This window comes from Bradyrhizobium sp. NAS96.2, from assembly GCF_001908235.1.
Lineage (GTDB): Bacteria > Pseudomonadota > Alphaproteobacteria > Rhizobiales > Xanthobacteraceae > Bradyrhizobium.
Window position 1 is genome coordinate 12,522 of record NZ_LGHK01000194.1, and the last position, 25,857, is coordinate 38,378.

Genomic DNA, 25,857 nt, shown 5'->3' on the forward strand with positions numbered 1-25,857 from the left:
TAAGACAATGTCACTTTTGGTCCTCGTCAATTCAGCGGCTTCCTGGCTGTTTCCGGAGCGACCGCAGCAGCAAGCCATGTTATGGCCGCGACCACCATCAAGTAGGCCGAGATGAGCCACGTCGCGCCGCCGGTCCAGACCATGAAGGCCGTCGCGGCAAAGGGGGTGAGGCCCCCAATTGCCGCGCCGATCTGGAAGCCAAGCGAGGCACCGCTGTAACGGAGCCGCGCTGCGAACAGTTCAGAATACCATGAGGGGCCGACCGCGAAACCAATCATTTGCCCGAACGTGATCGCGACGACGATTGTCAATGTGATCGTGAACGGATCCTTGGTGTCGAGCAGCCAGAACATCGGGAAGGCGAATGCGATGCTGAACAAGCAGCTCGCATAGAACATCCCCTTGCGGCCGATCCTGTCGGAGAGCCAACCGAAAACTGGGATCATCGGAAGCGCCACGACGGCAGCCAGAAAGATCGCATTGATGATCACACTCCGCGGCAGAGCGAGATTATTGGTAACATAGCTGATGGAAAAAACTCCGGCGACGATCGCATAGGTCACCTCGGAGAGCTTCAGCCCGATTGCGGTGAAGAACGAGCGACGATGACACGCGAGAATTTCGGCCAAGGGTATCTTGACCACCTCGTTCTTGGCTACGATCTCGCGGAAAACCGGCGTCTCGTGGAGCTGCAGGCGGATGTAAAGGCCAATCCCCACAAGAACGATGCTGATCAGGAACGGAATGCGCCAGGCCCAGGCGAGAAAAGCCGACTCGGGAACCTGCGAAAGCGCCGCAAAAATACCTATTGCGGCCAGATTCCCGATCGGCCAACCAATCTGGACCATCGATCCGAGAACCCCACGATTTCTGGTTGACGCACTCTCGACAACCATAAGCACCGCTCCGCCCCATTCGCCGCCAAGGCCGATGCCCTGGAGCAAACGGAGGACGACAAGCAGCACGGGCGCCGCGATTCCAATCTGGTCATATGTGGGAAGGAGGCCGATCAGAAAGGTACCGAGCCCCATGATGACGATAGTCGTCGCGAGCATGGTCTTCCTGCCGATCCGATCCCCATAGTGCCCGAAGATCGCAGCACCCAGCGGGCGAGCAAGAAAGCCGACAGCGTATGTGCCGAACGCGGCGAGTGTGCTGAGTCCTGGATCGGACAGCGGAAAGAAGAGCTTGTTGAAAACGAGCGCAGTTGCTGTGCCGTAGATCAAGAAGTCATACCACTCGACTGCCGTGCCAATGACGCTCGAAAGAACGACGCGTTTGATCTCAGTCGTGCTCGCCGCGGCGCCTTCCGTAAATGAAGCCGGTTCCACGATGCTCATGGCGTACCCTCCTGGTGCATTTGGTATGGACGGCAATCCATCAACTGCCAGAAACCACCGCGCCGCGCTTTGAGGCCACCTTCAGGCGGTATCGATTTGCATTCACGCCAGCTTGATTTTGCTATCATCAAACGGCCGCCAGCTGAGACATCGTCATCCGCCAAGGTCTTTAACTTGTTGTTTTTATTCGATAATATATCGGTCGACACTGACCGACGCGAGTTGCGTCGCAAGGGTGAGCTGCAGCCCATCGAACCCCAGGTTTTCGACTTGCTGGAGTTCTTGATTCGGAACCGTGGCCACATGGTGAGCCGAGACGAACTATTGGCCTCCGTCTGGAGCGGTCGCATCGTTTCAGAATCAACACTGGCGAGCCGGATCAATGCAGCGCGCACTGCAATAGGCGACAATGGCCAGGATCAACGGCTCATCCGCACCATCCTACGTAAAGGCATCCGCTTTGTTGGTCCCGTGCGCGAGGAACAAAACGGCGAAGTGTGGTCGGCACCCAGCGCGGCTGAACGAGCAAAATCCATATTGCCATTGCCTGACCGGCCCTCGATCGCCGTTCTTCGGTTCTCCAACATGAGCGGCGATCCGCAGCAAGACTATTTCGCTGACGGCACCTCCGAGGACATCATCACAGGCCTGTCCAAGCTGCGCTGGTTTTTCGTGATCGCACGCAATTCGTCGTTCGTCTACAAGGATAGGGCCGTCGATATACGCCAAATAGGGCGCGAACTCGGAGTGCGATATGTGTTGGAGGGGAGCGTCCGCAAAAGCACCAGTCGCGTTCGTATTACCGCGCAGTTGATCGACGCCGAAACCGGCAAGCACGTCTGGGCCGAGCACTATGATAGCGAACTGACCGACATCTTTGCGCTCCAGGACGAGATCACCAAGAAGGTCGTCGCCGCAATCGAACCCAGGCTGCTGGAGGCCGAAGGCATTCGGTTGCAACACCGTTCGCCCGATGACCTCGGCGCATGGGAGATGTTGATTCGAGCCAACTCCTTGTTTTGGCGATTGACCAAGGACGAGAGCCAAGCCGCGATTGCGGTCCTCAAACAATTGGTGCAGCGACATCCCTCCTACGCGCCGGGCCACAGCATGTTGGCATTCGTGCTGCTGGTCTCACGCCAAGGCGGATGGCACATCATGGAGCCGGAGGTTACGCAAGCTGCCGGCCTCGCTGCCCGCGCGGTGGAGCTCGACGATAGCGATCCGTGGGCGCACCTTGCGCTGGGATTCGTGGCCTTTACCCGGCGGCATACCGACGAGGCGGCCGAGGAATTTGCGCGCGCGCTTGATCTCAATCCGAACTTTGCCGCCGCGCATGGCTTTCTGGGCTGCGCGCTTGCCTTCGACGCCCGATCCGACCAAGCCATAGACCACATCGAACAGGCCATCCGCATGAGCCCCCATGACCCGCAGAACGCACTGCTCAATGCGGCGCTCGCTGCCGCTCATTACCAGGCGGGTCGCTACGCGGTAGCCGTCGGCTTCGGACGCAAGGCCATTCAACAGCGATTCGAGTTGACCAACGGACATCGCATTTACGTGGCGAGCTTGGCGCTGGCGGGCCGGATGGACGAAGCTCGCGCGGCCCTGGCGCGGCTTCAGGAACTGCATCCAGAAAATTCGATTGCCTGGATCGAGCGTAATGTCCCTTATACGCCCGGTCCAATGGCGAAATTCCTCGACGGTCTTCGCAAGGCGGGACTGCAATAGGCTGAAGACGCCGGTTTGCGAATGCCTCCTTATGGCCCCATAGCCGACATTCATTCAGACCGGCTTCGATGTCGCCTCTCGAAAGCCAAGCAGACGCCGTTGCGTGAACACGCGCCCGATCTCGGATGCCACCAGCGTCCGCCGATCACGACGCCTTCAGATGCAATCTTGCGATCGCCCATCAGGCGCGATTTTTGCGGCATCGGGGGTCACCGATCCGCCCACGCGATCGCGACCGATCATGGCTTCAAGGACCAGAGCCATTTCGCGCGGGTGTTTTGCCTGTGAATGCGGGCACCCTTCCCGACGGTCTCCGGCAATCCACCTCAGGGCAAGCGGGCACAGGACGCATCGTATTCAGTGGATCGGTGAAGGCCCGCCGGCGCCGCCGGTGCTATGCTGTCGCCGCGCCCAAAGCCATCACATCGAGTAGCGAGAACTGCCATGGAGGCACGTGGATTCTACCACGAGGGGATGCTTGCGCTGCGACCGGCTACCATTGGGCAACGCGATGCATAGAGACTGGTGCAGGCTGACGGTCTGGGCGGCGATCACCGGCGTCAGCCTGTTCGCCGCGGCCGCCGCGCTCGCGGAAGGCCGCAAATACGATCCCGGCGCCAGCGACACCGAGATCAGGATCGGGCAGACCATGCCCTATAGCGGCCCGGCGTCATCCGTCTCGGTGATCGGCAAGCTCCAGGCCGCCTATTTCCGGATGATCAACGAGCGCGGCGGAATCAACGGGCGCAAGATCAAGCTGATCTCCTATGACGATGCGGCGACGCCATCCAAGACGGTCGAGCAGATCCGCAAGCTTGTCGAAGGCGACGAGGTGCTGTTCACGTTCCAGACACCCGGTAACGCCTCCAACATCGCCGTTCAGAAATATCTCAACGACCACCACGTCCCACAGCTGTTCGTCGGCGGTCGCTCGACGCGCTTCGAGGATCCCGCTGAGTTTCCATGGACCATGGGATTCGCGCCGAACCTGCGGACCGAGATTCGCGTCTACATGCGCTTCATCCTCGACAATTATCCGGACGCCAGGATCGGCCTGCTCTATCAGAATGACGAGAGCGGCAAGGACTATCTCGCCGGCTTGAAGGATGGGCTCGGCGCCAAGGCCGCGCTGATGGTCGCATCCGTTGCGCCCTATGAAATGACGGATCCGACCATCGACTCGCAGGTGGTGCGGCTCAAGGCCGCCGGCGTCAATGTGCTGATCGACATGGCCGCTCCGAAGTTCGCCGCCCAGGCTATCCGCAAGGCCGCGGAGCTCGGCTGGAAGCCTGTTCATCTGCTCGGCGTCGGCTCATCCTCGATCGACGCGGTGCTGACGCCCGCCGGACTTGAGAACGCCAAGGGGCTGATCTCGGCGAGTTCGTTCAAGGAGGCCGCCGACCCAACCTGGGCGGACGATGCGGGCATGAAGGCATGGACGGCCTTCATGGCCTCGTACTATCCGGAGGGCGATCGAAAGAGCATCTTCACGACCTACGGCTACAGCGCCGCCGAGCTCTTGGTGCAGGTGCTGAAGCAATGCGGCGACGATGTCTCGCGCGACAACATCATGCGCCAGGCGGCCAATCTGAAGAACGTGAAGCTCGATCTGCTGCTGCCGGGCCTCTCCATCAACACCAGCCAGAGCGATTATCGCGTGGTCAAGCAGTTCCGGATGATGCGCTTCACCGGCGAGCGCTGGGAGCCATTCGGACCGATGGTCAAGGATTGACCCTGCTACGCAGGGAACGTCGACAAGACCGAACAGAATCGGCGGCGCGATTTTCTGCGCCGCTCCCTTCACCTCTCCCGCTTGCGGGGAAGGTCGCAGCGCATCGGAGATGCGATGCGGGTGGGGGCTCTCTCCACAATGCGATTCGCGGAGAGAGCCCCCACCCCAGCCCTCCCCCCCGCAAGCGGGAGAGGGGGCGCAGTTCCGGCGCCGCGGGCATCGAGCTTCGTTGCGCTGCGCTCTGATCTTCTCGCTTCTGACTTGGGCGATGTCTGCCAGCATCGCCTCCGCCGCCGGGCCGCGCATCGTCTCGATGAATGTCTGCAGCGACCAGCTCGTGCTGTCGCTCGCCGATCCGGACCAGATCCTCGGCCTCAGCCGCTTTTCCCGCGATGCTTGGCAATCCTGGGCCGCCGAGGAGGCGCGAAACTTTCCGCGCCTGTCCGGTGGGGCCGAGGACGTGCTGCTGCTGAAGCCCGATATCGTCGTCGTCAGCCTGTTCGACAAGCGCGCGACGCGCGACTTGCTCAAGGCGCACGGACTGCATCTCGTCGAATTCACGGTGCCGCGCACGCTGGACGAGGTGAGGGATCAGATCCGGGCGATGGGTGATGTGGTGCAGCATCCCGATCGCGCAGACGCCGAGATCGCGCGGCTCGACGCGGCCATCGCGCGAGCCCGGGCGGTGGCGAGCGCGCGCCACTATCGCGTGCTGCCGTTGGAGCGCCGCGGGTTCGTCTCGGGCGACGGCAGCCTCATCAACTCGCTACTGACGGCGACGGGCCTCTCCAATGCCGCCGACGAACTCGATCTCGGAGCGAGCGGATTTGCCTCGCTGGAGGCGATCGTCAAGCTGCGGCCGGATTTCATCCTGGTGTCGGAGGCCGGCGATCGCGCCGAGGATGAAGGCCGCGCTTTCCTGCTGCATCCGGCGCTGGAGCGGTTCTATCCGGAGAACAAGCGCATCGTGCTGCCGGAGCGGCTCACGGTGTGCGGCGGCGTCATGCTGGCGGAGGCGTTGGATCGGTTGACAGAGGAGCTGCAGCGGGTGACGCGGTAAACTGCGTAGCCCGGATGGAGCGAAGCGCAATCCGGGACCAGCCGCGCAGGCTTCGAGAATCCCGGATTTCGCTGCGCTCCATCCGGGCTACAAGATCATCCCATCACCACGGGCCCGCCGGCCTTCTTCCAGGCGTCGATGCCGCCTTCGATATGGGCGGTGTTCGCCAGCCCCGCCTTCTTCGCGGCGGCCACCGCCATCGCCGAGCGCTCGCCGAAGGCGCAGAAGAACACGACGCGGCGGCCGGTCGCGGCGGCGACTTCGCGCAACATGCCGCCGGGCTGCAAGGTGGCGCAAATCCCGGGATAGGGCGCGTGCAGCGCGCCCTCGAGCGTGCCGTGCTTGGCCCGCTCGCCGCTCTCGCGCAAATCCACCAGCAGGATATCGGGCCTGCCGAGGCTCGCGATGGCGTCGCGCGCGCTGAGGGCGAGGCCTTCCTTGGCCAGCTCGTCCTGGTGCAGGCCGACATGCATGTTGGCGGGCACCGCGACGTCCATCATCTTCGGGTTCGGCAGATGCAGATTGTTCATCAGCTCGACATAGTCGTCGATCGATTTCACCTGCAGCCGCGGATTGTAGCGCTTCTCCTCGCCGATGGTGGAGACGGTGTCGCCCTTGTAGTCATGCGCGGGGAATACCATGGTTTCCTCGGGCAGCCTCAAGAGGCGATTGAAGATCGAATCGTACTGCGCCCGCGCGCTGCCGTTCTGGAAATCGGTGCGGCCGGTGCCGCGGATCAAGAGCGTGTCGCCGGTGAAGACGCGGTCGCCCATCAGGTAGCTATACGAATCGTCGGTGTGGCCGGGCGTGTACATCGCCTCCAGGCAGAGGCCCTCGATCGTCACCCTGTCGCCGTCGGAGACGCGCATCGACACCACGTCGGCCTTGCTCTGCTCGCCCATGATGGTGATGCACTGGGTGCGGTCACGCAACTCGCCGAGACCGGTGACGTGATCGGCGTGCAGATGGGTATCGACGGCTTTCACAAGCCGGAGGTCGAGTTCCTGCAGCAGCTTGCAATAGCGGTCGGCCTTCTCGAGCACGGGATCAAGGATCAACGCCTCGCCGCCGGCGCGGCTCGCGAGCAGATAGCTGTAGGTTCCGGACACGCTGTCAAAGAGCTGGCGAAAGATCATGACGGCTTACCTGTTCTCCGGGCCGAGGTCACATGGAGGATATTATTCCATAGATAGGGTCCGTTCAAAGCAAATCCATCCCCGTGGGAATCCCGTACGAAATCCGTCCCCGTCACCCTGAGGAGGCTGCGCAGCAGCCGTCTCGAAGGGTGAACGGCCCGGCTCTGTCACTGAGGGGCCGATGCGGGCTGGCACATCGGGGCCGTCGATCCTTGGAGCCACGCTAACGCGTGCACCTCAAGAGGATGACGGGCGTAGTGTCCGCGACTGGGAGCGCGGACTTAAAGCCGAACGTAGCTTCGGCCCTGCTCCTGCAGCTCCATCACATGGAGCACGCCTGACGGTACGATGGTGGCGTCAGGGACGGACCAGCGTGTAGCCGTTCTCGGTCAGCAGCAAAATCTGTGCGACGCCGACCTGCACCGGCGTGGCGGCGGCGATGTAGTCCGGCCGCTTGCCGGTGTCGCGCTCGATCGTATCGACGGTGTTGAGGCAGATGTCGACCCGCGCGCCCTGCGCGACCAGGCTCTCGACCAGCTTGCGGTTGGCATTGTCCGGCCTGAGCAACTCGATGCCGGGGCCGAAGGCGACGATCTCGACCGCGACCTTGTCGGGGTCGTAGTGCTTCATCAGATTGCTGGCGACGCTGAGGACGAGGCCCTGCTTCTTCGGATCGTTGTCGGACAGCTGCAGCACGACCTTGTGCTCGGCGAACGGCTTGTCCTGCAGCGGCGCCAGCTGGGCGCGGGCGAACGGCGTCGCCAGTGCGATCACAGCACAGCCGAACGCCGCGATGAGCGCGCGCCGCGTCATCCGTGCCTCGCAATGCCCAAATTGTCGTCGACGCCTTTCAGCGTAACGCCGGGCTCGTCGCGGTTCGGCGGCCGGCCGGCGCGCAGATGCTTGGCGACGACATCCCAGATCGGCGCGCCGTTCTGCTGATTGACCGAGGCCCAGCCCGCCACCTTGTAGTGCTTGCCGGCTTCGAGATGCTTGCCGTTGCCGAGCTTCAGCTCGGAGATGCGCTTGCCGACGCTCTCGCCGGGCGTGCAGGTATAGGCGAGGCCGCCGACGCGGACCATGTCGCCGCCTTGCTGATAATAGGGATCGGCGTTGAACAGATTGTCGCAGACGTCTTCCAGCACGTCCTTGATCTGGCTGCCGGTCATCGTCGCGACGTAGGTCTCGGGATAGGTGATCGCGGTCTCCGACAGCACGTCTTCCATGGTCAGCGGCTGGCCGGCGAGGGTGGTGAGGCCCCAGCGGAAGCCCGGCGACAGCGCGATCTCGGCGTTGAGCTCGTTCAGCAGCGCATTGCAGATCAGCTGGTCGACGGTGCCCGAGAAATTACCGCGGCGGTAAAGCAGGCGATCGGCGGTGCCGAGCTTGTCGCTCCATTCGTCGACATGCGGATCGCGCATCTTGTCGATCAGCGCCTGCATCGTCGGATCGGGCTTCAACAGCTCGGCGAAAACCGGCAGCAGGCGGTAGCGGATATTGGCGACCTTGCCCTTGGCGAGATCGAGATCGAGCACGCCGATGAACTTGCCGTTGGAGCCGGCATTGGTGACCAGCGTGACGCCGCCGGCATTGGTCACCGTGATCGGGATCGGGATCGCGTCATGGGTGTGGCCGCCGAGAATGACGTCGATGCCGGTGACGCGGCCGGCGAGCTTGAGGTCGACGTCCATGCCGTTATGCGACAGCAGGATCACCGCTTCGACCTTGTCGTTGTTGCGATGGCCATCGACCAGCTTTTGCAGCTCGTCGTCGCGGATGCCGAACTTCCAGTCCGGCGTGAAGCGCTTGGGATGTGCGATCGGCACATAGGGGAAGGCCTGGCCGATGATCGCGACGCGATGGCCGCCGATCTCCTTGATGATCGACGGCTTGAAGACCCGCCCCGAGGCCGGATCGAACGCCTTGGCGTCGTTGAATGCGGCTTCCTCGGTCAGGAACACGTTCTGCGCCAGGAACTCGCCCTTGAAGCGCGAGAGATTGTCGCGCAGCACCTGCTCGCCATAGGTGAATTCCCAGTGCCCGGTCATCGCCTCGATGCCGAGCAGGTTGGCGGCCTCGACCATGTCGGCACCGTTCATCGCGTTGGCGAGCCCGGTGCCCTGCCAGAGATCGCCGCCGTCGAGCAGGATCGCGCGTTTCTCGCCGACATCGGCGCGCAGCTTGTCGACCAGCGTCTTCAGATGGGCAAAGCCGCCTAGCTTGCCGAAGCGGATGGCAGCCTTCTCGAACTCGACGCAGGTGAAGGCATAGGCGTCGGCGCTGTCGGGCCGGATGCCGAAGCGGTCGAGGAACGCCTTGCCGACCAAATGCGGCGGCTGGCCGGCCATCGCGCCGACGCCGATATTGACGCCGGGTTCGCGGAAGAACACCGGCTTCAGCTGCGCATGGGTGTCGGTCAGGTGCAGGATGCGGGCGTTGCCGAAGCGCTCGAGGTCGTAGACGCTGGCGGTATCGGCGCTGCGCGCGAGGCGGGGCAGGCCGGCCACGAGCGTCGCGGCGGCCGAAGCTCTCAGGAAATCCCGGCGGCGGATGATCATCATTCTCTCCGCGCGGCCCCCTGGCCTGCGCGCCTTTAACGAACTTCCATGTCCTTCCAGCGTTCCTTTTCGCTGGTCGCCTGGAAGATCGATGCCTTTGCCAGCGCCTCGGCCTCCTTGGCCTGGGCGACTGCGGTGTCGAAATCACCAGCCTCACCGGCCTTTTTTGCGGCGGCGAGCGTCGAGGCTGTGGTGGTCCACTGGTTGCGCAGGGAGCCGGCTTCCTTGTTGGCGGCTTCGGCCGCGGCATAGGCCGCCTTGTAGTCGGCCTCGGAGGCGGCGAGGGCACCGGTTGCAGTTGCGAGCAGCAGGGCTGATGCGGCGAAGATAGCTTTGATGGCAGCGGTCATGGCCGCGCTCCCGGCCCCGAGATCGGCAGGCCATTGCTGACATAGGACAAATAATATTCGAGGTTGCGATACTCGTCGTCCTGCGGATCGAGCGGCACGCCGCGGATCTGGCTGTTGCAGGTGGTGAAGCGGCGGCTGGTGGTGCCCATGCCGCTCCATTCCGAACGGTAGATCGGCATCGCGTTCAGGATGCCGAGCGCCGGTGCCAGCACCTCGGCGCGGATCCGCTCACCCGGGCTCTGGATGTGGCAGGTGGCGCAGGAGAAATTGAGCTGGCCGCGGCGGGTGTAGAAATACTCCTTGCCCTTCTGATAGGCCTGAAGCGCGCGCGGATCGTTCGGGATCTTGATGTCCATCGGCTTGCCGCGCGAGGTGAAGGCCATGTAGGCGGTCAGCGCCGCCATGTCGTCCTTCACATAGGAGAGCGGTGCCTCGCCATTGGCCTCGCGGCAGCGGTTGAGCGCGAGCTCGAGCGTGACGACCTTGCCTTCCTTCTCGTCGAAATAGGGATAGTTCTGGCGGATGCCGATGCCCTTGTTCGGGAAGCAGTCGGCGTAGGTCTTGCCGTTCTTGAACGGCGTCGAGAACATTTCCTTGCCGGCCTCGAGCGAGAACTCGTAGGGCGGAAACTGCTCCTTCTCTTCCCACTGCTTGTGCAGGTCCTCATTCATCGAATAGGGACCGTTGACGAAATCCTCGAGCTTCAGCTTGGGGAATTTGGTGGTGAAGAATTTCTGGAACGCGGCCTTGTCGGCGGCGGGATCGATGCTGTCGGCTGCGCGCGTGACCGGTGCGAACGCCAGCACGCCAAGTGCAAACGCCGCAAACGCTGCCCGGATTGCGAAGCGTGCCGTCATTGAATCTTCGCCGTGGTGGTGTCGGTCGCGCCCTTGTTGTCGACCCAGCTGACCTTCAGATCGTCGCCCTTCTTGCCGCCCTTGAAGGCGAACTTGACATACGGGTCCTTCGACACACCGCCGCCCCAGTCGGCGACGAACACCGGCTTGCCGTCATATTCGAAGGTCAGCACCTGGATGAAATGCGGCGGAATGATCTCGCCCTTGGCGTCCTTGACGAAGCCGGAATCCATCGGATGCTGGATCAGCGCCTGCACCTCGGTGGTGTCGCCGTTCGAGGTGGCGCGCACGCGAATGCTCGATGCCATCGGTATTATCCTTGTTGTTTGCGCATGATCTTGTCGGAAAACCGGTTCCCACTTTTCCGGATCATGCGTCCTCAGCCGCCGCAGCCGCCGACGGTGACCTTGATTTCCTTGCTTGCGCTATAGAGCTTGCCGCCGGCCTCGACGATCACGGTGACGTTGCTGGTTTTGGCCATCTTGATGCGGTTGGCGACGCTCGGCAGCGTGCCGGCCGGAATCTTGTAGGAAGCGATCAGCGAGATCGGGTTCTCGCTCACCAGGAACGAGATCGAGGTGACGTCTGATAGCGTCGTGGTGGCGGAGATCGGTACTACAGCGCCGTTCTCTGCGATTTCAGGCGCGTCCATCTTGACCTTGTCCGAGGCCTCGGCGGTCTTGCCGTAGAGCGCCTTGATCGCGTCGGCCTCGTTCTTCTGCTTGAACGCCTCTTCCGGATACTTGTCGTTGGCGGCGGCGAGCGCCTGCGGCACGTCGAACGGAATGACGCCAAGGCCGATCAGCGCGGCGACACCCGCGCCCTTCAGCACCAGGCGGCGGTTCGCAAGAAATTCGCTGGTCGTGATGTTCATCGAAAAAATCTCCTCAAGCTGATGTCGCCGCGTCACAGCGTCTGCAGGAAGTCCACCACCGCGTTGATTTCCTTCTCGCTCAAGATCCGGTTTCGTCCGAACGGCGGCATCACGGTCTGCGGGTTGCGCCTGGTCTCGTCGGTCACGATCGCGATCAGCTCGTCGCGGCTGTACTTCGCCTTGAGCCCGGTCAGCTCAGGGCCGATGGTGCCGGGCAGGTCGCCGCCCTTGATGACATGGCAGGTCAGGCAATTGCCCTTGCCGCGGTCGAAGGCGAGCTTCTGGCCCTCGGCAGCGGATTGGGCCTGCGCGGGCATGGCCATGGCAATGCCCGCCAGCAGCGCCAGGACGAAGGCTGGCTTGGAGAAAGTGGCGATCAAGGACGTTTCCCGGGCTTCAATCTCGATGATCCCATCGCAATATAAAGAGTGGAAAGCACAAAGGCCATCGGCTGGCAACACGGAGAATAGGCGCGTTGCGACGGGGTTAATGTCTGGGCGACAGTCTGCACCGACGAGAAAAGACCCGTCACCCTGGTTGATCGTTTTATGACGGAAATTGCCGACGGCTAACAGGAGATTGCAGTGGCGGAGTTTGTGGTGGAGTTCGGCAAGGACGGGCGGCCGGTCGAGGCGGACGGGCGGCTCGACGCGGCGGCATTTCACCGCAACCATCAGCCGATCTGGGCGGTCCTGAAGGACTACCTCTCAGGCCAATCCGGCGACGTGCTGGAGGCGGGCAGCGGCACCGGGCAGCATGTCGTCTATTTCGCCGGCCAGACGCCTGACATCATCTGGTGGCCGAGCGACCTCCATGCCGCGCATCTGCGCAGCATCAAGGCCTGGCGCGCGCATGCCGCCCTTGCCAACATCCAGCCGCCGCAGCCGATCGATCTGTCCGATCCGGCCTGGTCGCCGGCGCCGGCGGACGGCAAAGGTCCGGACAAACTGCTCGCGATCTTCTGCGCCAATGTGATTCACATCGCGCCGTGGCGCGTCGCGGAGGGCTTGTTCGCCGGCGCGGCGCGGCATCTGCGCGCCGACGGCCGGCTGTTCCTCTACGGCCCGTTCAAGCGCGACGGCAAGCACACCGCGCTCAGCAATGCGGTGTTCGATACCTCGTTGCGCGAACGCGACGCCGAATGGGGCGTGCGCGACATCGCCGATGTCGAGGCGCTTGCCGAGAGCGTCGGGCTGAAGCTCGCAGGCAGCTTCGAGATGCCGGCCAACAACATGATCCTGATGTTTGTGCGGAAGGATGCGGGGCAATCGTAGGATGGGTAGAGCGACTTGTCCGCCGTAGCTCGAAGAGCGAAGGCGGAAGCGAAACCCATCATGCTTGTTCGAGGCGGCGATCGATGGGTCTCGCGGAGTTTATCATCGGGCCGCGCGTTGCGCGGACCCGTTGGCTCTACCCATCTTACAGATCGGGCAATTGCCGGCTCAGTCGTAAGCCAAACACCACCCGTCGCCGCGCAGCCAGCAGCGCTCGTCGGGAAGCTCAGCACCACGATAAAGCCGCGACACCTTCTGCCAGCCGCCGCAGGCGAAGGCTTCGGCCAGCGCCTTTTCCGACGCTTCGTCGCGGCCGCCGTCGCAGGGAATGATCGCGACCGGCGATATCCAGGCGGCCTGATAGCCTGCGCCCTCGCGCCGAACCCGGAACACCGCGCCGGAGCGCGCCACCTGCTCCGGCGCGCCGCCCTTGAATCCATCGTCCGACGTCAGCGGCAGGATCAGGCGGCCGCCATCGGCAAGGCCGTCGAGCCACCGCGCGGCGGGACGGGTGCAGCCGGCGTTGACATAGATCACGTTGGCTGAATCGAAGGCAACCAGCGTGCCGTCGCCCGCGATGATCTCGACATTCGGATATGGTGCAAGATTAGCCTTGGCGCGTGCTGCAAGCTCCACGTCGTATTCGATCCCGGTGACGCGCCCGCACGGGCCGACCAGATGCGCGAGGATCGCGGTGTAGTAGCCGGTGCCGGTTCCGATATGCACCACGTGTTCGCCGCCGGCGGGCGCGGCCTGATACATGAGGTAGGCGTGCAGCGAGGGTTGGCCGTTGTTGAGGCGGCGCGCGGGCAGCAAGGCGACCAGGTCGTTGGTGTAGAGATAGACCGGATCGGCATCGGGCGTCGGCACATAGTCGCGGCTCCACCACCGCAGCATCATCCATGGCCCGGGGCCGACGAAGTCCTCGCGCGGAATGGCAGCGAAGGCTGCGGTCAGGCGCGGATCGACGACATTGGCGGCGGCCAGGATCTGCTTGGCATAGGCTCGGCGGACAATGCGGAGTTCGGCTTGGGGGTCCATCGCGGTGCTCCCTCTCAATGTGTTATTTGACACACCGAAGTGTGTGAAATAGCATACGCGGACGACGGAGGCCAGAATGAAGAGACGGCTTTATCCGGCCGTGCTGGAGCGCGGTCCGCGCGGCGCGTTCGGAGCCTGGTTCCCGGATTTTCCGGACTGCGTTGCCGGCGGCAAGTCGCAGGAAGAGGCGATCGAGCGCGCCGAGCAAGCTTTGGCGCAGGCGGTGGACGGCTGGGTCGAGCAGGGCCGCGCGCTGCCGGAGCCGACGCCGATCGAGCGAATCGTTCCGCCCAAGGGCTCCGACGTCGCCGCCTTCTTCATGGTCGGCGTCGATCCGCCCGATCCGTCCGAGCGCGTCAATGTTTATCTGCCGAAGAGCCTGATCACGCGGATCGACAAGCGTGCCGCCGAGCTCGGCATGAGCCGCTCGAGCTTCTTCGGCTTTGCGAGCTCGCTCGCGCTCGAATGGCCGGGCGGCTATCCGCGCGGCGCCCCGATCGCGCCGCGCTCCAAGGTGCACAAGACCGGCGCACTGCGTGCCGAGAAGCGGCCGGGCAAGAAGCCGGTGCGGTAGGAGGTTTGCCGTCAAGTTATGGCCGACCTTTATTCCCGTCACCCTGAGGTGGCCGCTTCTTCAGCGGCCCTCGAAGGGTCGACGGCCAGGCTGGTGGCCGTGCATCCTTCGAGGCTCGCCCAGCGGCGCAAGTGCGCCGCAAGGCTCGCACCTCAGGATGACGGGGCTGGCAAGTGCGCCCGACATCGCGTGCGGAGCGATCTCTCGTGCGCCTCCCGCATGGCCTACGTCCGTTTGCGCCGGTTGATCGGCTCGCACCCGCTCTCCATAGTGCCCGCGATTTGGGGGCTCCCGCCGGGGCTTCAGCGCGGGAATGCCGATGATCGACGTGACAGTTGCGGATGAGACGAGCGACGACGCGCGGGCGCGCGGCAATGTGTGGCGGCTTGCGGCGGCGCAGGCGCTGACCGGGGCCAATTCGGCCGTGATCTTCGCCACCGGCTCGATCGTCGGCGCGTCGCTGGCGCCCGATATCTCGCTCGCGACGGTGCCGCTCTCGATGTATGTGCTCGGGCTCGCCGCCGGCACGCTGCCGACCGGTGCGATCTCGCGCGCCTATGGACGGCGCGTCGCCTTCATCGTCGGCACCTTCTGCGGCACGCTGACCGGCGCGCTCGGCGCCTGGGCGATCCTGCATTCATCGTTCTGGCTGTTCTGCGGCGCGACCTTTCTCGGCGGGCTCTACGGCGCCGTCGCGCAGTCCTATCGCTTTGCCGCAGCTGATGGTGCCAGCGCCGCGTTCCGGCCCAAGGCGGTGTCCTGGGTGATGGCCGGCGGCGTGTTCGCCGGTGTGCTCGGGCCGCAGCTCGTGCAATGGACCATGGACATCTGGCCGCCCTATCTGTTCGCATTTTCCTTCGTGATGCAGGCGCTGGTCGCGCTGGTGGCGATGGCGGTGCTGTCGGGCGTCGACGCGCCGAAGCCTGCGGCAGCGGATTTGCATGGCGGCCGTCCCCTGCTCGAGATCGCCAAACAGCCGCGTTTCATCGCGGCGGCGCTGTGCGGCGTGATCGCCTATCCGATGATGAACCTGGTGATGACCTCGGCGCCGCTCGCCATGAAGATGTGCGGGCTGTCGGTCAGCGATTCCAATTTCGGCATCCAGTGGCACATCGTGGCGATGTACGGCCCGAGCTTCTTCACCGGATCGCTGATCGCGCGGTTCGGCGCACCTCGCATTGTCGCGCTCGGGCTGGCGCTGGAGGCGGTGGCCGCCATGATCGGGCTGTCGGGGATCACGGCGCCGCACTTCTGGGCCACGCTGTTCGTGCTCGGTGTCGGCTGGAATTTTGCCTTTGTCGGCGCCTCCGCGCTGGTGCTGGAAACGCACCGGCCTCAGGAACGCAACAAGGTGCAGGCGTTCAACGATTTCCTGGTGTTCGGCATGATGGCGATCGGCTCGTTCTCATCCGGACAGCTGCTCGCGCATTACGGCTGGAATGCCGTCAACATGGTGGTGTTTCCGCCGGTTCTGCTCGGGCTCGTCGTGCTGTCGCTGGCCTCGTTCGCCAAGCGGCGCGCGAAATTGCGCGCGGTGGATGAAATCCCGGATCCCAGTATCTAAAGCTTTGTTTTGAGCATGATCTTTTCGGAAAACCGCTTCGCACTTTTCCGGATCATGCTCCTGCCAATTGCTGACACTTCGATCAGCTTCGAAATGATCGGCTTGCACGGCTCCTTACATCGTGAGAACGGATGAACCCGGTCATGACGATGTCAGAAGCAAGAGCAAGAAATGGACGCATCCTCACCCACGCTGCCTGACGAATCCTCGCTCGGTTACGAGGGCTGGCGCATCGTCGTCGTCTGCTTCCTGCTTGCGACCTTCGGCTGGGGACTGGGCTTCTACGGGCAGAGCGTCTATGTCGCCGAGCTGCACAAGCTGCACGGCTGGCCGGCGTCGCTGATCTCGTCGGGTACGACCTTCTTCTATTTGTTCGGCGCCGCGCTGGTTGCCTTCGTCAGCGAGGCGATCAAGGCGTTCGGCGCGCGCAGCTGCCTGATCGCCGGCACCTTCGCGATGGCGATCGCGGCGGTTGCGATCGGCGAGGTGCGCGCGCCCTGGCAGCTCTATCTCGCCGATGCGCTGCTGGCGTTCGGCTGGGCCGGCACCAGCCTCGGCATCATCACCAACACGCTCGGCCTGTGGTTCGACAAGAAGCGCGGCATGGCGATCAGCCTGGCGCTGAACGGCGCGAGCTTCGGCGGCATCGTTGGCGTGCCGCTACTGGTGGCGGGGATCGGCACGTTCGGCTACTCCGGTGCGATGATCGCGGCAGCTGGGCTGCTGATCGTGGTGATGGTGCCTGTCATCCTGATCTTCGTCGGCCGGCCACCGGTGCATCTGCACGCAGTGACGGCCGCAGCCGCTGATGCACCATCGGCGACGCAGGTGCGCGCCCGGGCGCTGCGCGACATCCACTTCCTCTCGGTCTCGATCGCTTTCGCGCTGGTGCTGTTCGCCCAGGTCGGCTTCATCGTGCATCTGATCGCCTATCTCGATCAGGTGATCGGCCGCGAGCGTGCCACGGTAGCGATGGCGCTCTTGACCGCGATGGCCGTGGTCGGCCGCGTCTCGTTTTCCTTCGTGATCGACCAGCTGAACCAGCGCCTGGCTTCGGCGCTGTCCTTTGTCAGCCAGGCGATCGCGCTCGCTCTGATCATTAACGTACACAACGATATCGTGCAGATCGCCGCCTGCGCGCTGTTCGGCTTCTCTGTCGGCAATCTGATCACGCTGCCGGCGCTGATCGTGCAGCGCGAGTTCGACCCGCGCGCGTTCGGCGTGCTTGTCAGCCTGATCACCGCGATCAACCAGATCACCTACGCGTTCGGCCCCGGCGTGATCGGCCTGCTGCACGATCTCTCCGGCAGCTATACGCTGCCGTTCTACGGCTGCATCGGCCTCGAACTGATCGCGGCAGTGACGATTATGATGAAGGGAAGTATGGGCGCCGCTTCACCCTCCCCTGGAGGGGGAGGGTCGGATCACATTGAGCGCAGCGAAATGTGAGACGGGGTGGGGTGATCTCTCAACACGGGCAGCGTCCGAGTGGAGAGACCGTCACCCCACCCCGCCGCTCATTTCATTCGCGTCGACCCTCCCCCCTCCAGGGGAGGGTCAAAAAGTAGCCCGGATGGAGCGAAGCGCAATCCGGGGACGGTATTGCCGCTTGGAGCGAACCCCGGATTTCGCTGCGCTGCATCCGGGCTACGATCTCGCCTTGCGACGTGGCTTCTTCGTCTTCTTCGGTGCCTCCATCTTGCCGGCCGCCGCGACCCGCAGCAGGCGGCGGAAGGTGGGGCATTCCATGTGGCTCGGCGCAGGGCAGACCGCGGCGTGGCGCAGGCCGTCGCGCATCGCGTTGAGCCTGCGGATGGTGCGGTCGAGTTCGTCGGCCTTCGTCGCCAGCATCTTGCGGTCGATGCGCGGCCTGCCGTCGGGCGCGAACATTCTTGCGATCTCGTCGAGGGTGAAGCCCGATGCGCGCCCGAGCGCGATCAGCGCCAGCCGGTCGAGCACGCCCGGATCGAACAGGCGGCGCAGCCCGCGCCGTCCATGCGAGGCGATCAGTCCCTTCTCCTCATAGAAGCGCAAGGTCGAGGCGCGCACGCCCGACAGTTCCGCCACCTCAGCGATATCGATGTCCCGCATGGCCCTTGACCTCAAGTTCACTTGAACTGGCAGTGTGCAGCCTACCGCTTGCGGAAGGCAGGCATCAAGAAGGACGAGAATCATGGACGTCGTAGCGCAGGTCGACGACGAGCAGCGCAAACTCTGGAACGGCGCCGCCGGACGCGCCTGGGTCGAGACACGCGACGTGCTCGAGGGGATGTTCAAGCCGCTTGAAGAGCTGTTGGTTCGGGCAGTGTCCGATGAAGCGGCGAGCCGCGTGCTCGATATCGGCTGCGGCACCGGCGCCACGACCTTCGCCGCGGCTCGGGCGCTCGGCCCGGAGGGGCATTGCACCGGCATCGACATCTCCGGGCCGATGATCGCGGCAGCGCGTGATCGTGCGGAGCGGGAACGGCAACCGGCCAGCTTCATCTGCGCCGATGCGCAGAGCTATCCGTTCGCGCCAGCGAGTTTCGACATGATCATCTCACGGCTCGGCGTGATGTTTTTTGCCGACCCGGTGCAGGCCTTCGCCAATCTCCGCCGCGCTGCCCGCCGGGGCGCTGCACTCCGTTTGATCGTCTGGCGGAGCGCCGCCGAGAACCCGTTCATGACGACCGCGGAACGGGCGGCGAAGCCGCTGCTGCCGCAGCTTCCGCCGCGGCGCCCCGATGCGCCGGGACAGTTCGGCTTCGCGGACCGCAAGCGGGTCGAGAGCATCCTGAAGGACAGCGGCTGGGATGCAATCGCGGTCGAGCCGGTCGATGTCGGCTTGAGTTTTCCGGCAACAGAGCTGACCCGTTACGTGAGCTGGCTCGGCCCGGTCGGCACGATGCTGCAGGGGATGGAAGGGCCGCTCCGTGCAGAGGTGATCGACACCGTGCGCGGTGCGTTCGACCGCTATCTCGATGCCGGCGAGATTCGCTTCACCGCGGCCTGCTGGATGGTCGCAGCGCGAGCGCCAGTGGAGGCTGCAAATGGCTGACGCCCTGGACTATCTGGCGAGTGCGGTGTTGATCGGCGCCGGCGCGACCATCGCGATGGATATCTGGGGGATGGTCCGCACGCATCTGCTCGGCATGCCGTCGCTGGACTACGCGTTGGTCGGCCGCTGGCTCGGCCATCTCGCATCCGGGAGGGTGCGTCACGACCGCATCGCCGCGTCGCCGCCGGTTGCGGGCGAACGGGTGATCGGGTGGGCCGCGCATTACCTGATTGGGATCGGCTTTGCCGGCGTGCTGCTCGCGATCTTCGGCCTCGATTGGGCGCGGCAGCCGACCATCGGTCCGGCATTGCTGGTCGGGATCGGCAGCGTGGTCGCACCGTTCCTGGTGATGCAGCCGGCAATGGGCGCCGGCATCGCCGCCAGCCGGACGCCCCGGCCATGGGCCGCGCGGCTGCAGAGCCTCCTGACGCATGCGGTGTTCGGCGTTGGGCTCTATGCGGCCGGCTGGATCGGGCGTGTGGTGTTTGACCCGTAGCCCGGATGGAGCGCAGCGTAATCCGGGGATCGTTTCCGCGCACGCAGGTTTCCCGGATTTCGCTTCGCTCCATCCGGGCTACGGAGTTGCAATTATCGGGCTACGGAATTACGCCGCCCGCTGCTTCAGCAAATCCTCCAGATCCAGCCGCCGCGTGAACATCGCAAGCTTGCCGTCGGCGCTGCGCGGCCATTCGGCTTCGGGCCGGTCCCAATACAGCTCGACGCCGTTCTCGTCGGGATCGCGCAGGTAAAGCGCCTGGCTGACGCCGTGGTCGCTGGCGCCGTCGAGCTGGATGCCGGCCGACAGCACCCGATGCAGCGCATCAGCGAGCGCCGGGCGGCTCGGATAAAGGATGGCGGTGTGGAACAGGCCGGTGGTGCCGGGCGGCGGCGGATGGCCGCCCTTGCTCTCCCAGGTGTTGAGGCCGATGTGGTGGTGATAGCCGCCGGCAGAGATGAAGGCCGCGTCGGTCCCCAGGCGTTGCTGCAGCTCGAAACCGAGCACGCCGCAATAGAAGCCGAGCGCCCGCTCGAGATCGGCGACCTTGAGGTGGACATGCCCGATCCGCGTGCCCGCGATGATGGGGGGATTCTCTGGCATGACCTGGCTCCGTTGGCATCAATGCCGTGCCATCAGGGGCAAGGCTTCTCCTGCTGATATAGTCCGGATTTGCCGGGGCCGGAGCGATCCATCCGGAAACGCAGCGTTTCCGAATGACGCCACGGCCGCCTGGGTCTAGCAGAGCTCCGACAGCTCGCCGCCGGGCAGCTGGAACTCGAACGTGTTCAGCGTCATCGACACCATGGTGTAGTAGCCGCAGAGGCCGATCACCTCGACCAGGCCGCGCTGGCTCAGCACCTCGACCGCCTCGTCATACAGTCCCTTGGGCAGGCCGTGACCTTCGTGCAGCGCCTTGGCGACGTCGTAGATCACCCTGGCCTTGGGATCGTCGAAGGTCGGCGTCCGGCGCACGCGGATGTCCTCGATGATCTTCGGGTCGAGGCCGCCCTTCAGCGCGAGGCGCTTGTGGGCATACCATTCGTAATGCGCGGTCCAGTGCCGCGCGGTGACCAGGATCGCGATCTCCGACAGTTTTGGCGGAAAGATCGTGTCGAAGCGCAGCACCTCGCCGAGCCGGGTGGCGTGCCGCGCCATCTCCGGGCTGTTCAGCCAGGCCATCATCGGCGCCGGTGGCGCGCCGCGCTTGCCGGCGATCGACTCGTCGTAGGTTTCTTTCTGGGCGGCGTTCATTTCGCTAGGCGAAAGCAGCTTCAGCCGCATGTCCGTTTCCTCTTGTTTTTCAATCGTTACCCCATCTCGGCGATACACCCGATCGCGCGAGGTGAGTAGCGACGCCAGAGCATGGCGCGGCCGCGAGGCATATTGAATTCGGCGGCTGCGTAGGTCTAAGGTCGAATCCAATTCGTCGATTTTGACTGGAAACGCACCATGGCTGACCTCGAGAAATTCCGCGCAGAGACCCGCGCCTGGCTGGAGCAGAATTGCCCGGCGGAGATGCGCAAACCGATGACCTCGGATGGCGACACCTTCTGGGGTGGCCGCAACGCGAAATTCTCGTCGGACGCGCAGCGAGTCTGGTTCGAGCGGATGCGTGACAAGGGCTGGACCGTGCCGCATTGGCCGAAGGAATATGGCGGCGGCGGCCTCGACGGCGAGGAAGCCAAAATCGTGCGCCAGGAGATGGCGGCGATCGGCGCGCGCCAGCCGCTGACCTCGTTCGGCATCTCGATGCTCGGACCGGCGCTGCTGAAATACGGCACCGAGGAGCAGAAGAGGGAGCATCTGCCGAAGATCACCGCGGGCCTGATCCGCTGGTGCCAGGGCTATTCCGAGCCGAACGCCGGCTCCGACCTCGCCTCGCTGCAGACCCGCGCGGTCGGCGACGGCGACGACTATATCATCAACGGCCAGAAGATCTGGACGTCCTACGCCAACTATGCCGACTGGATCTTCTGCCTGGTCCGCACCGATCCCGCGGCCAAGAAGCACGACGGCATCAGCTTCATCCTGTTCGACATGACGTCAAAGGGTGTGTCCACAAAGCCGATCCTGCTGATCTCCGGCTATTCGCCGTTTTGCGAAACCTTCTTCGACAATGTCCGCGTGCCGAAGTCGCATGTCGTCGGCACCGTCAATCGCGGCTGGGATGTCGCGAAATATCTCTTGCAGCACGAGCGGGCGATGATCTCGGGCATGGGCGAGCGCGGCGTCGGCCGTCCGCTCGGCCAGATCGCCGCCGACTCGGTTGGCGCGGACGCGCAGGGCAAGCTCGACGACGCGCAGCTGCGCAGCCAGATCGCGAACTTCGAGGTCGACGAAGCGGCGCTCGCCGCGGCCGCGGAGCGTGCGGTCGATCTCGCCAAGGCCGGGCAGTCGCATCCGGCGTTCTCCTCGGCGATGAAATATTACGGCACCGAGCTCAACAAGCGCCGCTACGAGATTCTGATGTCGGCCGGCGGCATCGACGCGCTGGAATGGGAAAGCGACCGCTCCCGCGGCGGCGCCCGCCCGCGCGCCTGGCTGCGCACCAAGGCCAACTCGATCGAGGGCGGCACCTCGGAGGTGATGCTCGGCATCGTCGCCAAGCGCATCCTCGATCTGCCGGGGGCGTAGCTGCTGCCGTCGTTCCGGGGCGTCGCGCCGCGGCGAACCCTAGAGCGCGGTTGCGCACCGTGAACCTCGAGATTCCGGGTTCGATGCTGTCGCATCGCCCCGGAGTGACGAACTCGGAAATTTTCTACTTGGAACGTTAGATCGGATTCTCCATGGCCCTCGTCCTCACCGAAGAACAATCCATGCTGCGCGACAGTGCGCGCGGTCTCATCAGCGACAAGGCGCCGGTGGCGCATCTGCGCGGCCTGCGCGATGCCAAGGACACCACCGGCTTCTCGCGCGAGCTCTGGACAACCTTTGCCGAGATGGGCTTCTCCGGCCTGTTGGTGCCGGATCAGTTCGGCGGCAGCGGGCTCGGCTGCGTCGAGGCCGGTATCGTCATGGAGGAGATCGGCCGCACCTTGATGCCGTCGCCGTTCCTTTCGACCGCGGTGCTTGCAGCCTCGGCGCTGTCGCGCGGCGGCAGCGAGGCGCAGAAGGCGCAGCATCTGCCGAAGATCGCCGACGGCTCGCTGCTGGCGGCGCTCGCGATCGACGAGGGCGCCAAGCATCGCCCGCTGCAGACCAAATTGCGGGCGACGCGCTCCGGCAACGGCTTCAAGCTGTCCGGCGACAAGGCCTTCGTGGTCGACGGCCACACCGCCGACCTCCTGATCGTTGCGGCGCGTTCGGCGGGCAGCGCCGGCGACAAGAACGGATTGACGCTGTTCCTGGTCGATCCGAAGGCGAAGGGGCTCGCGGTCGAGCGCACCGCGATGGTCGATTCGCACAACGCGGCGCGCATCGTGTTCGACAATGTCGAGGTCAACGCCGACAGCGTGCTCGGCGAGGTCGATCAGGGTTTTGGGCTGCTCGAGGGCGTGCTCAATATCGGCCGCGGCGCGGTTGCATCCGAAATGGTCGGCCTCTCCGACGAGGTGTTCGGCCGCACCGTGACTTATCTGAAGGAGCGCAAGCAGTTCGGCAAGGCGATCGGCGAATTCCAGGCGCTGCAGCACCGTGCCGCCCAGCTCTACATCGATATCGAGATCACCCGCGCCGCGGTGTTGAAGGCGCTGCAGGCGCTCGATACGGATGCCGAGAAGGCCGCCACTGCGGTCGCGGTGGCAAAAGCGCGCGCCGGCACCACCGCCACGCTCGCCGTGCAGGAAGGCGTGCAGATGCATGGCGGCATGGGCATGACCGACCAGTTCGACATCGGCTTCTTCATGAAGCGCGCCCGCGTCTGCCAGGAACTGTTCGGCGACAGCAACTTCCACACCGACCAGCTGGCGAGCGGCAAGGGCTACTGAGCCGACGCGTCAGCGTCGCCTCGTCTGTTGTCGCCACGCAAAAACTGTCATCGCCCGGCTCGACCGGGCGATCCAGTATTCCAGAGACGCCAGTGCTTGAGCGGAGAAGCCGCGGCGTACTGGATCACCCGCTTTCGCGGGTGATGACAGCTGAGGATGCGGCGGCTTGAGTAGTCCGTCATTGCGAGCGAAGCGAAGCAATCCATCTCGCCGCTCGTGGCAGCATGGATTGCTTCGTCGCTATCGCTCCTCGCAATGACGCCGGAGAAAGATCACCGGATCGGCGGCGCGTACTGGACGCCGCCGGCGTTCCAGAGCTGATTCATGCCGCGCGGGATCTTCAGCTTGGAATCGGCGCCGACGTTGCGGTCGTAGACTTCACCGTAATTGCCGACATGGCGGATGATGCGCACCGCCCAGTCCTTGGTCAGGCCGAGATCCTCGCCATAGGAGCCTTCGGTGCCGACCAGCCGCATCACTTCAGGCTTCTTGGACTTCAGCGCCTCGTCGATGTTCTTCGAGGTGATGCCGAGTTCTTCGGCGTTGATCATGGCGTAGAGCGTCCACTTCACGATCATCATCCAGTCGTCATCGCGCAAGCGCACCACCGGCGCCAGTGGTTCCTTGGAGATGATGTCGGCCAGGATGGTGTGGTCGTTCGGCTTGGAGAGGTTGAGCCGCAGCGCATAGAGCTGCGAGGCGTCCGAGGTCAGCGTGTCGCACTGGCCGCTGTCATAGGCCTTCACGACATCGTCCAGCTTGTCGAACTTCATCTCCGTGTACTTCATGTTGTTGGCGCGGAAATAGTCGGCGAGGTTGAGCTGCGTCGTGGTGTTGGCCTGCACGCAGACCTTGCTGCCGTTCAGATCGAGCGCGGAATCAATGTTGCGCGAGCGCGGGATCATGAAGCCCTGGCCGTCATAGTAGGCGACTGCCGGGAAATAGAGATCGTAATTGGTCTCGCGCGACATGCTCCAGGTCGAGTTGCGCGAGAGGATGTCGACCTTGCGGTTCTGCAGCTCCTTGAAGCGCTCGCTGGCGTCGAGCGGAACGAACTTCGCCTTCGTCGGATCGTCGAAGATCGCCGAGGCCACCGCGCGGCAGAAGTCGACGTCGAAGCCGGTCCAGTTGCCCTTGTCGTCGGGGATAGAGAAGCCCGGCAGGCCCTTGTTGACGCCGCACAGCACGTCGCCGCGGCGGACGGTGCGCTTCAGCGTGCGGGTGTCGTAACGCTCATAGGTGAAGGCGGCGGCCGCAACCAGCGCGGCGACCGCGAGCCCGATCGTCAGGCCGCCTCGAAATGTACGCATGGGTTCTCTCTCGCGAATGATCGGGGGAAAATCAGGTCGGATATCGAAGGCGGGGTAGAGATGTAGAGATTACAGTTCGGGCTTCTGCCGGATGATCACCTTGGTGCCGACGGGCACGCGGTTGTAGAGATCGGCGACGTCGGCATTGACCAGGCGGAAGCAGCCGGACGAGATCGCGGTGCCGATGGTATCGGGCCGGTTGGTGCCGTGGATGCGGTACACCGTGGTGCCGAGATACATCGCGCGCGCGCCGAGCGGATTGCCCGGGCCGCCTGCCATGAAGCGCGGCAGATAGGGCTGACGCGCGATCATTTCCGGCGGCGGCACCCAATCCGGCCACTCCGCCTTGCGGGTGATGGTCACTAGGCCCTGCCACTGAAAGCCGTCGCGGCCGACGCCGATGCCGTAGCGGAGCGCACGACCGTTGCCTTGCACGAGGTAGAGATGACGTTCGGCGGTGGAGACAATGATGGTGCCCGGCGCCTCGTTGGTCCGGTAGTACACGACCTGCTTCTGCCATTCCGGATCGAGCTCGTAGCTGTCGTCGGCGATCAGGCCCGGCTCGTCGGCATCTGGACGATTCTGGGCGAAGCCTTGCGACGTCGACAGCACGAGCGCGCCCGTGGCGATCAACATCCAGACCAGGTGACGAAGTTTCGTCATGCAAGGCTCTCCTTGTTGGCGCGCAGCCAATGGTTGCTCCACCCAAATCACGGCAGCATCAAATCTCAGCGGCAGCTTGATGGCAAGTTTAGGGCGGGTGTCACACTAGATCACTGTAATGCTTCCGTTTTTGTCGATGGGGGCGGTGGCACGCGGCGCGGGCCGCCTCATTTCGGCGCGATCCAGAGTCGCAACGCGAACGAGACCAGCGTCACAGCGCCGACGCCGCCGAGCCAGAGCGCTGCGAACCACAGCAGGCGCTGGCCGAGTGGCCGCTGATTCGGAGCCAGAGCCATTCCCGTTCCGATGGAATCGGAACGGGGCTCTGGAC

The 25,857-nt window shown here is 64.3% G+C and carries 27 protein-coding genes; 11 read left to right on the forward strand and 16 right to left on the reverse strand.

The features are described from left to right. Nucleotides 1–26 precede the first annotated feature (26 nt). The gene (locus AC628_RS33225; protein ID WP_074130953.1) at nucleotides 27–1,340 is read right to left on the reverse strand and encodes an MFS transporter; all 1,314 of its coding nucleotides are present in this window, start codon (nucleotides 1,338–1,340) and stop codon (nucleotides 27–29) included. Between the two features lie 96 nt (nucleotides 1,341–1,436). Between AC628_RS33225 and AC628_RS33230 the strand changes: the two genes are divergently transcribed. From AC628_RS33230 to AC628_RS33240, 3 genes are all read left to right on the forward strand, one after another. Then, nucleotides 1,437–3,071 carry a winged helix-turn-helix domain-containing protein gene (locus tag AC628_RS33230; RefSeq protein ID WP_245321456.1) on the forward strand — a complete coding sequence of 545 codons (1,635 nt, stop codon included), beginning with the start codon at nucleotides 1,437–1,439 and terminating at the stop codon, nucleotides 3,069–3,071. A gap of 511 nt (nucleotides 3,072–3,582) precedes the next feature. Continuing rightward, a complete protein-coding gene (locus AC628_RS33235) occupies nucleotides 3,583–4,803 on the forward strand; it encodes an ABC transporter substrate-binding protein (RefSeq protein WP_074130995.1) in 1,221 nt (406 codons plus the stop codon). 268 nt (nucleotides 4,804–5,071) lie between these two features. Beyond that, nucleotides 5,072–5,863: an ABC transporter substrate-binding protein gene (locus AC628_RS33240; protein ID WP_210190295.1), complete on the forward strand. Its 792-nt coding sequence runs from the start codon at nucleotides 5,072–5,074 to the stop codon at nucleotides 5,861–5,863. A gap of 95 nt (nucleotides 5,864–5,958) precedes the next feature. Here AC628_RS33240 and AC628_RS33245 read toward each other — a convergent pair whose 3' ends face one another. The 8 genes from AC628_RS33245 to soxX all read right to left on the reverse strand — a co-directional run bounded on the left by AC628_RS33245 (nucleotide 5,959) and on the right by soxX (nucleotide 11,961). Beyond that, a complete protein-coding gene (locus AC628_RS33245; protein ID WP_074130954.1) occupies nucleotides 5,959–6,999 on the reverse strand; it encodes an MBL fold metallo-hydrolase in 1,041 nt (346 codons plus the stop codon). Nucleotides 7,000–7,356: 357 nt separating this feature from the next. After that, nucleotides 7,357–7,812: a DsrE family protein gene (locus AC628_RS33250; RefSeq protein WP_074130955.1), complete on the reverse strand. Its 456-nt coding sequence runs from the start codon at nucleotides 7,810–7,812 to the stop codon at nucleotides 7,357–7,359. Then, a complete protein-coding gene (soxB, locus tag AC628_RS33255; protein WP_074130997.1) occupies nucleotides 7,809–9,557 on the reverse strand; it encodes a thiosulfohydrolase SoxB in 1,749 nt (582 codons plus the stop codon). The genes AC628_RS33250 and soxB overlap by 4 nt, the downstream gene beginning before the upstream one ends. Nucleotides 9,558–9,592: 35 nt before the next feature. After that, on the reverse strand, nucleotides 9,593–9,907 hold the full coding sequence (locus tag AC628_RS33260) for a hypothetical protein (protein ID WP_074130956.1): 315 nt from the start codon (nucleotides 9,905–9,907) through the stop codon (nucleotides 9,593–9,595). Further along, nucleotides 9,904–10,764: a sulfur oxidation c-type cytochrome SoxA gene (gene soxA, locus AC628_RS33265; RefSeq protein ID WP_074130957.1), complete on the reverse strand. Its 861-nt coding sequence runs from the start codon at nucleotides 10,762–10,764 to the stop codon at nucleotides 9,904–9,906. Before soxA ends, AC628_RS33260 begins: the two co-directional genes overlap by 4 nt. After that, the gene (gene soxZ / locus AC628_RS33270; protein WP_050419904.1) at nucleotides 10,761–11,072 is read right to left on the reverse strand and encodes a thiosulfate oxidation carrier complex protein SoxZ; all 312 of its coding nucleotides are present in this window, start codon (nucleotides 11,070–11,072) and stop codon (nucleotides 10,761–10,763) included. The genes soxA and soxZ overlap by 4 nt, the downstream gene beginning before the upstream one ends. 71 nt (nucleotides 11,073–11,143) lie before the next feature. Next, the gene (gene soxY, locus AC628_RS33275; RefSeq protein ID WP_074130958.1) at nucleotides 11,144–11,638 is read right to left on the reverse strand and encodes a thiosulfate oxidation carrier protein SoxY; all 495 of its coding nucleotides are present in this window, start codon (nucleotides 11,636–11,638) and stop codon (nucleotides 11,144–11,146) included. Between the two features lie 32 nt (nucleotides 11,639–11,670). Next, nucleotides 11,671–11,961: a sulfur oxidation c-type cytochrome SoxX gene (gene soxX / locus AC628_RS33280; RefSeq protein ID WP_074130998.1), complete on the reverse strand. Its 291-nt coding sequence runs from the start codon at nucleotides 11,959–11,961 to the stop codon at nucleotides 11,671–11,673. Between the two features lie 261 nt (nucleotides 11,962–12,222). On the opposite strand from soxX, the gene AC628_RS33285 reads away from it, so the two are divergent. Next, on the forward strand, nucleotides 12,223–12,912 hold the full coding sequence (locus AC628_RS33285; RefSeq protein WP_074130959.1) for a DUF938 domain-containing protein: 690 nt from the start codon (nucleotides 12,223–12,225) through the stop codon (nucleotides 12,910–12,912). Between the two features lie 168 nt (nucleotides 12,913–13,080). Here the strand turns inward: AC628_RS33285 and AC628_RS33290 are convergent, their stop codons facing one another. Next, complete coding sequence (locus AC628_RS33290) at nucleotides 13,081–13,953, reverse strand: protein-L-isoaspartate O-methyltransferase family protein (protein WP_074130960.1); 873 nt, start codon at nucleotides 13,951–13,953, stop codon at nucleotides 13,081–13,083. Nucleotides 13,954–14,029: 76 nt separating this feature from the next. Between AC628_RS33290 and AC628_RS33295 the strand changes: the two genes are divergently transcribed. The 3 genes from AC628_RS33295 (at nucleotide 14,030) to AC628_RS33305 (ending at nucleotide 17,540) form a co-directional block, all read left to right on the forward strand. Continuing rightward, nucleotides 14,030–14,527, forward strand: a complete 498-nt coding sequence (locus AC628_RS33295) for a type II toxin-antitoxin system HicB family antitoxin (RefSeq protein ID WP_074130961.1) — start codon at nucleotides 14,030–14,032, stop codon at nucleotides 14,525–14,527. A 319-nt stretch (nucleotides 14,528–14,846) separates the two neighbouring features. Then, entirely contained in the window at nucleotides 14,847–16,091 is a 1,245-nt protein-coding gene (locus tag AC628_RS33300) for an MFS transporter (protein ID WP_074130999.1), read from the forward strand. Nucleotides 16,092–16,262: 171 nt separating this feature from the next. Beyond that, the gene (locus tag AC628_RS33305) at nucleotides 16,263–17,540 is read left to right on the forward strand and encodes an MFS transporter (RefSeq protein ID WP_245321459.1); all 1,278 of its coding nucleotides are present in this window, start codon (nucleotides 16,263–16,265) and stop codon (nucleotides 17,538–17,540) included. A 198-nt stretch (nucleotides 17,541–17,738) separates the two neighbouring features. Here AC628_RS33305 and AC628_RS33310 read toward each other — a convergent pair whose 3' ends face one another. After that, nucleotides 17,739–18,182, reverse strand: a complete 444-nt coding sequence (locus AC628_RS33310; protein ID WP_074130962.1) for a helix-turn-helix domain-containing protein — start codon at nucleotides 18,180–18,182, stop codon at nucleotides 17,739–17,741. Nucleotides 18,183–18,264: 82 nt separating this feature from the next. On the opposite strand from AC628_RS33310, the gene AC628_RS33315 reads away from it, so the two are divergent. Beyond that, nucleotides 18,265–19,128, forward strand: coding sequence for a class I SAM-dependent methyltransferase (locus AC628_RS33315; RefSeq protein WP_074130963.1), 864 nt, complete (start codon nucleotides 18,265–18,267; stop codon nucleotides 19,126–19,128). Beyond that, on the forward strand, nucleotides 19,121–19,624 hold the full coding sequence (locus AC628_RS33320) for a DUF2938 domain-containing protein (protein ID WP_074130964.1): 504 nt from the start codon (nucleotides 19,121–19,123) through the stop codon (nucleotides 19,622–19,624). The genes AC628_RS33315 and AC628_RS33320 overlap by 8 nt, the downstream gene beginning before the upstream one ends. A gap of 108 nt (nucleotides 19,625–19,732) precedes the next feature. On the opposite strand, the gene AC628_RS33325 is transcribed toward AC628_RS33320, so the two are convergent. Continuing rightward, nucleotides 19,733–20,227 (reverse strand): VOC family protein, encoded by a 495-nt coding sequence (locus AC628_RS33325; RefSeq protein ID WP_074130965.1) that lies wholly within the window; start codon nucleotides 20,225–20,227, stop codon nucleotides 19,733–19,735. A gap of 135 nt (nucleotides 20,228–20,362) precedes the next feature. Then, a complete protein-coding gene (locus AC628_RS33330; protein WP_074130966.1) occupies nucleotides 20,363–20,908 on the reverse strand; it encodes a carboxymuconolactone decarboxylase family protein in 546 nt (181 codons plus the stop codon). 168 nt (nucleotides 20,909–21,076) lie between these two features. On the opposite strand from AC628_RS33330, the gene AC628_RS33335 reads away from it, so the two are divergent. Both AC628_RS33335 and AC628_RS33340 read left to right on the forward strand, forming a co-directional pair. After that, on the forward strand, nucleotides 21,077–22,261 hold the full coding sequence (locus AC628_RS33335) for an acyl-CoA dehydrogenase family protein (protein WP_074130967.1): 1,185 nt from the start codon (nucleotides 21,077–21,079) through the stop codon (nucleotides 22,259–22,261). Between the two features lie 152 nt (nucleotides 22,262–22,413). Continuing rightward, the gene (locus AC628_RS33340) at nucleotides 22,414–23,553 is read left to right on the forward strand and encodes an acyl-CoA dehydrogenase family protein (RefSeq protein ID WP_074130968.1); all 1,140 of its coding nucleotides are present in this window, start codon (nucleotides 22,414–22,416) and stop codon (nucleotides 23,551–23,553) included. Nucleotides 23,554–23,825: 272 nt separating this feature from the next. On the opposite strand, the gene AC628_RS33345 is transcribed toward AC628_RS33340, so the two are convergent. The 3 genes from AC628_RS33345 to AC628_RS43360 form a co-directional block, all read right to left on the reverse strand. Continuing rightward, the gene (locus AC628_RS33345) at nucleotides 23,826–24,863 is read right to left on the reverse strand and encodes an amino acid ABC transporter substrate-binding protein (RefSeq protein WP_074130969.1); all 1,038 of its coding nucleotides are present in this window, start codon (nucleotides 24,861–24,863) and stop codon (nucleotides 23,826–23,828) included. Between the two features lie 69 nt (nucleotides 24,864–24,932). Next, nucleotides 24,933–25,526 carry a L,D-transpeptidase gene (locus AC628_RS33350; protein WP_050419915.1) on the reverse strand — a complete coding sequence of 198 codons (594 nt, stop codon included), beginning with the start codon at nucleotides 25,524–25,526 and terminating at the stop codon, nucleotides 24,933–24,935. A gap of 167 nt (nucleotides 25,527–25,693) precedes the next feature. Then, complete coding sequence (locus AC628_RS43360; protein WP_143201933.1) at nucleotides 25,694–25,822, reverse strand: DUF2474 domain-containing protein; 129 nt, start codon at nucleotides 25,820–25,822, stop codon at nucleotides 25,694–25,696. Between the last annotated feature and the right edge of the window lie 35 nt (nucleotides 25,823–25,857).

What these genes read in the sequence shown, in the direction of transcription:
- AC628_RS33225 (WP_074130953.1), bottom strand. Translation starts at nt 1,340, where the DNA reads ATGAGCATCGTGGAACCGGCTTCATTTACGGAAGGCGCCGCGGCGAGC.
- AC628_RS33235 (WP_074130995.1), top strand. Translation starts at nt 3,583, where the DNA reads ATGCATAGAGACTGGTGCAGGCTGACGGTCTGGGCGGCGATCACCGGC.
- AC628_RS33240 (WP_210190295.1), top strand. Translation starts at nt 5,072, where the DNA reads ATGTCTGCCAGCATCGCCTCCGCCGCCGGGCCGCGCATCGTCTCGATG.
- AC628_RS33245 (WP_074130954.1), bottom strand. Translation starts at nt 6,999, where the DNA reads ATGATCTTTCGCCAGCTCTTTGACAGCGTGTCCGGAACCTACAGCTAT.
- AC628_RS33250 (WP_074130955.1), bottom strand. Translation starts at nt 7,812, where the DNA reads ATGACGCGGCGCGCGCTCATCGCGGCGTTCGGCTGTGCTGTGATCGCA.
- soxB (WP_074130997.1), bottom strand. Translation starts at nt 9,557, where the DNA reads ATGATCATCCGCCGCCGGGATTTCCTGAGAGCTTCGGCCGCCGCGACG.
- AC628_RS33260 (WP_074130956.1), bottom strand. Translation starts at nt 9,907, where the DNA reads ATGACCGCTGCCATCAAAGCTATCTTCGCCGCATCAGCCCTGCTGCTC.
- soxA (WP_074130957.1), bottom strand. Translation starts at nt 10,764, where the DNA reads ATGACGGCACGCTTCGCAATCCGGGCAGCGTTTGCGGCGTTTGCACTT.
- soxZ (WP_050419904.1), bottom strand. Translation starts at nt 11,072, where the DNA reads ATGGCATCGAGCATTCGCGTGCGCGCCACCTCGAACGGCGACACCACC.
- soxY (WP_074130958.1), bottom strand. Translation starts at nt 11,638, where the DNA reads ATGAACATCACGACCAGCGAATTTCTTGCGAACCGCCGCCTGGTGCTG.
- soxX (WP_074130998.1), bottom strand. Translation starts at nt 11,961, where the DNA reads ATGGCCATGCCCGCGCAGGCCCAATCCGCTGCCGAGGGCCAGAAGCTC.
- AC628_RS33290 (WP_074130960.1), bottom strand. Translation starts at nt 13,953, where the DNA reads ATGGACCCCCAAGCCGAACTCCGCATTGTCCGCCGAGCCTATGCCAAG.
- AC628_RS33295 (WP_074130961.1), top strand. Translation starts at nt 14,030, where the DNA reads ATGAAGAGACGGCTTTATCCGGCCGTGCTGGAGCGCGGTCCGCGCGGC.
- AC628_RS33300 (WP_074130999.1), top strand. Translation starts at nt 14,847, where the DNA reads ATGATCGACGTGACAGTTGCGGATGAGACGAGCGACGACGCGCGGGCG.
- AC628_RS33305 (WP_245321459.1), top strand. Translation starts at nt 16,263, where the DNA reads ATGGACGCATCCTCACCCACGCTGCCTGACGAATCCTCGCTCGGTTAC.
- AC628_RS33310 (WP_074130962.1), bottom strand. Translation starts at nt 18,182, where the DNA reads ATGCGGGACATCGATATCGCTGAGGTGGCGGAACTGTCGGGCGTGCGC.
- AC628_RS33315 (WP_074130963.1), top strand. Translation starts at nt 18,265, where the DNA reads ATGGACGTCGTAGCGCAGGTCGACGACGAGCAGCGCAAACTCTGGAAC.
- AC628_RS33320 (WP_074130964.1), top strand. Translation starts at nt 19,121, where the DNA reads ATGGCTGACGCCCTGGACTATCTGGCGAGTGCGGTGTTGATCGGCGCC.
- AC628_RS33325 (WP_074130965.1), bottom strand. Translation starts at nt 20,227, where the DNA reads ATGCCAGAGAATCCCCCCATCATCGCGGGCACGCGGATCGGGCATGTC.
- AC628_RS33330 (WP_074130966.1), bottom strand. Translation starts at nt 20,908, where the DNA reads ATGCGGCTGAAGCTGCTTTCGCCTAGCGAAATGAACGCCGCCCAGAAA.
- AC628_RS33335 (WP_074130967.1), top strand. Translation starts at nt 21,077, where the DNA reads ATGGCTGACCTCGAGAAATTCCGCGCAGAGACCCGCGCCTGGCTGGAG.
- AC628_RS33340 (WP_074130968.1), top strand. Translation starts at nt 22,414, where the DNA reads ATGGCCCTCGTCCTCACCGAAGAACAATCCATGCTGCGCGACAGTGCG.
- AC628_RS33345 (WP_074130969.1), bottom strand. Translation starts at nt 24,863, where the DNA reads ATGCGTACATTTCGAGGCGGCCTGACGATCGGGCTCGCGGTCGCCGCG.
- AC628_RS33350 (WP_050419915.1), bottom strand. Translation starts at nt 25,526, where the DNA reads ATGACGAAACTTCGTCACCTGGTCTGGATGTTGATCGCCACGGGCGCG.
- AC628_RS43360 (WP_143201933.1), bottom strand. Translation starts at nt 25,822, where the DNA reads ATGGCTCTGGCTCCGAATCAGCGGCCACTCGGCCAGCGCCTGCTGTGG.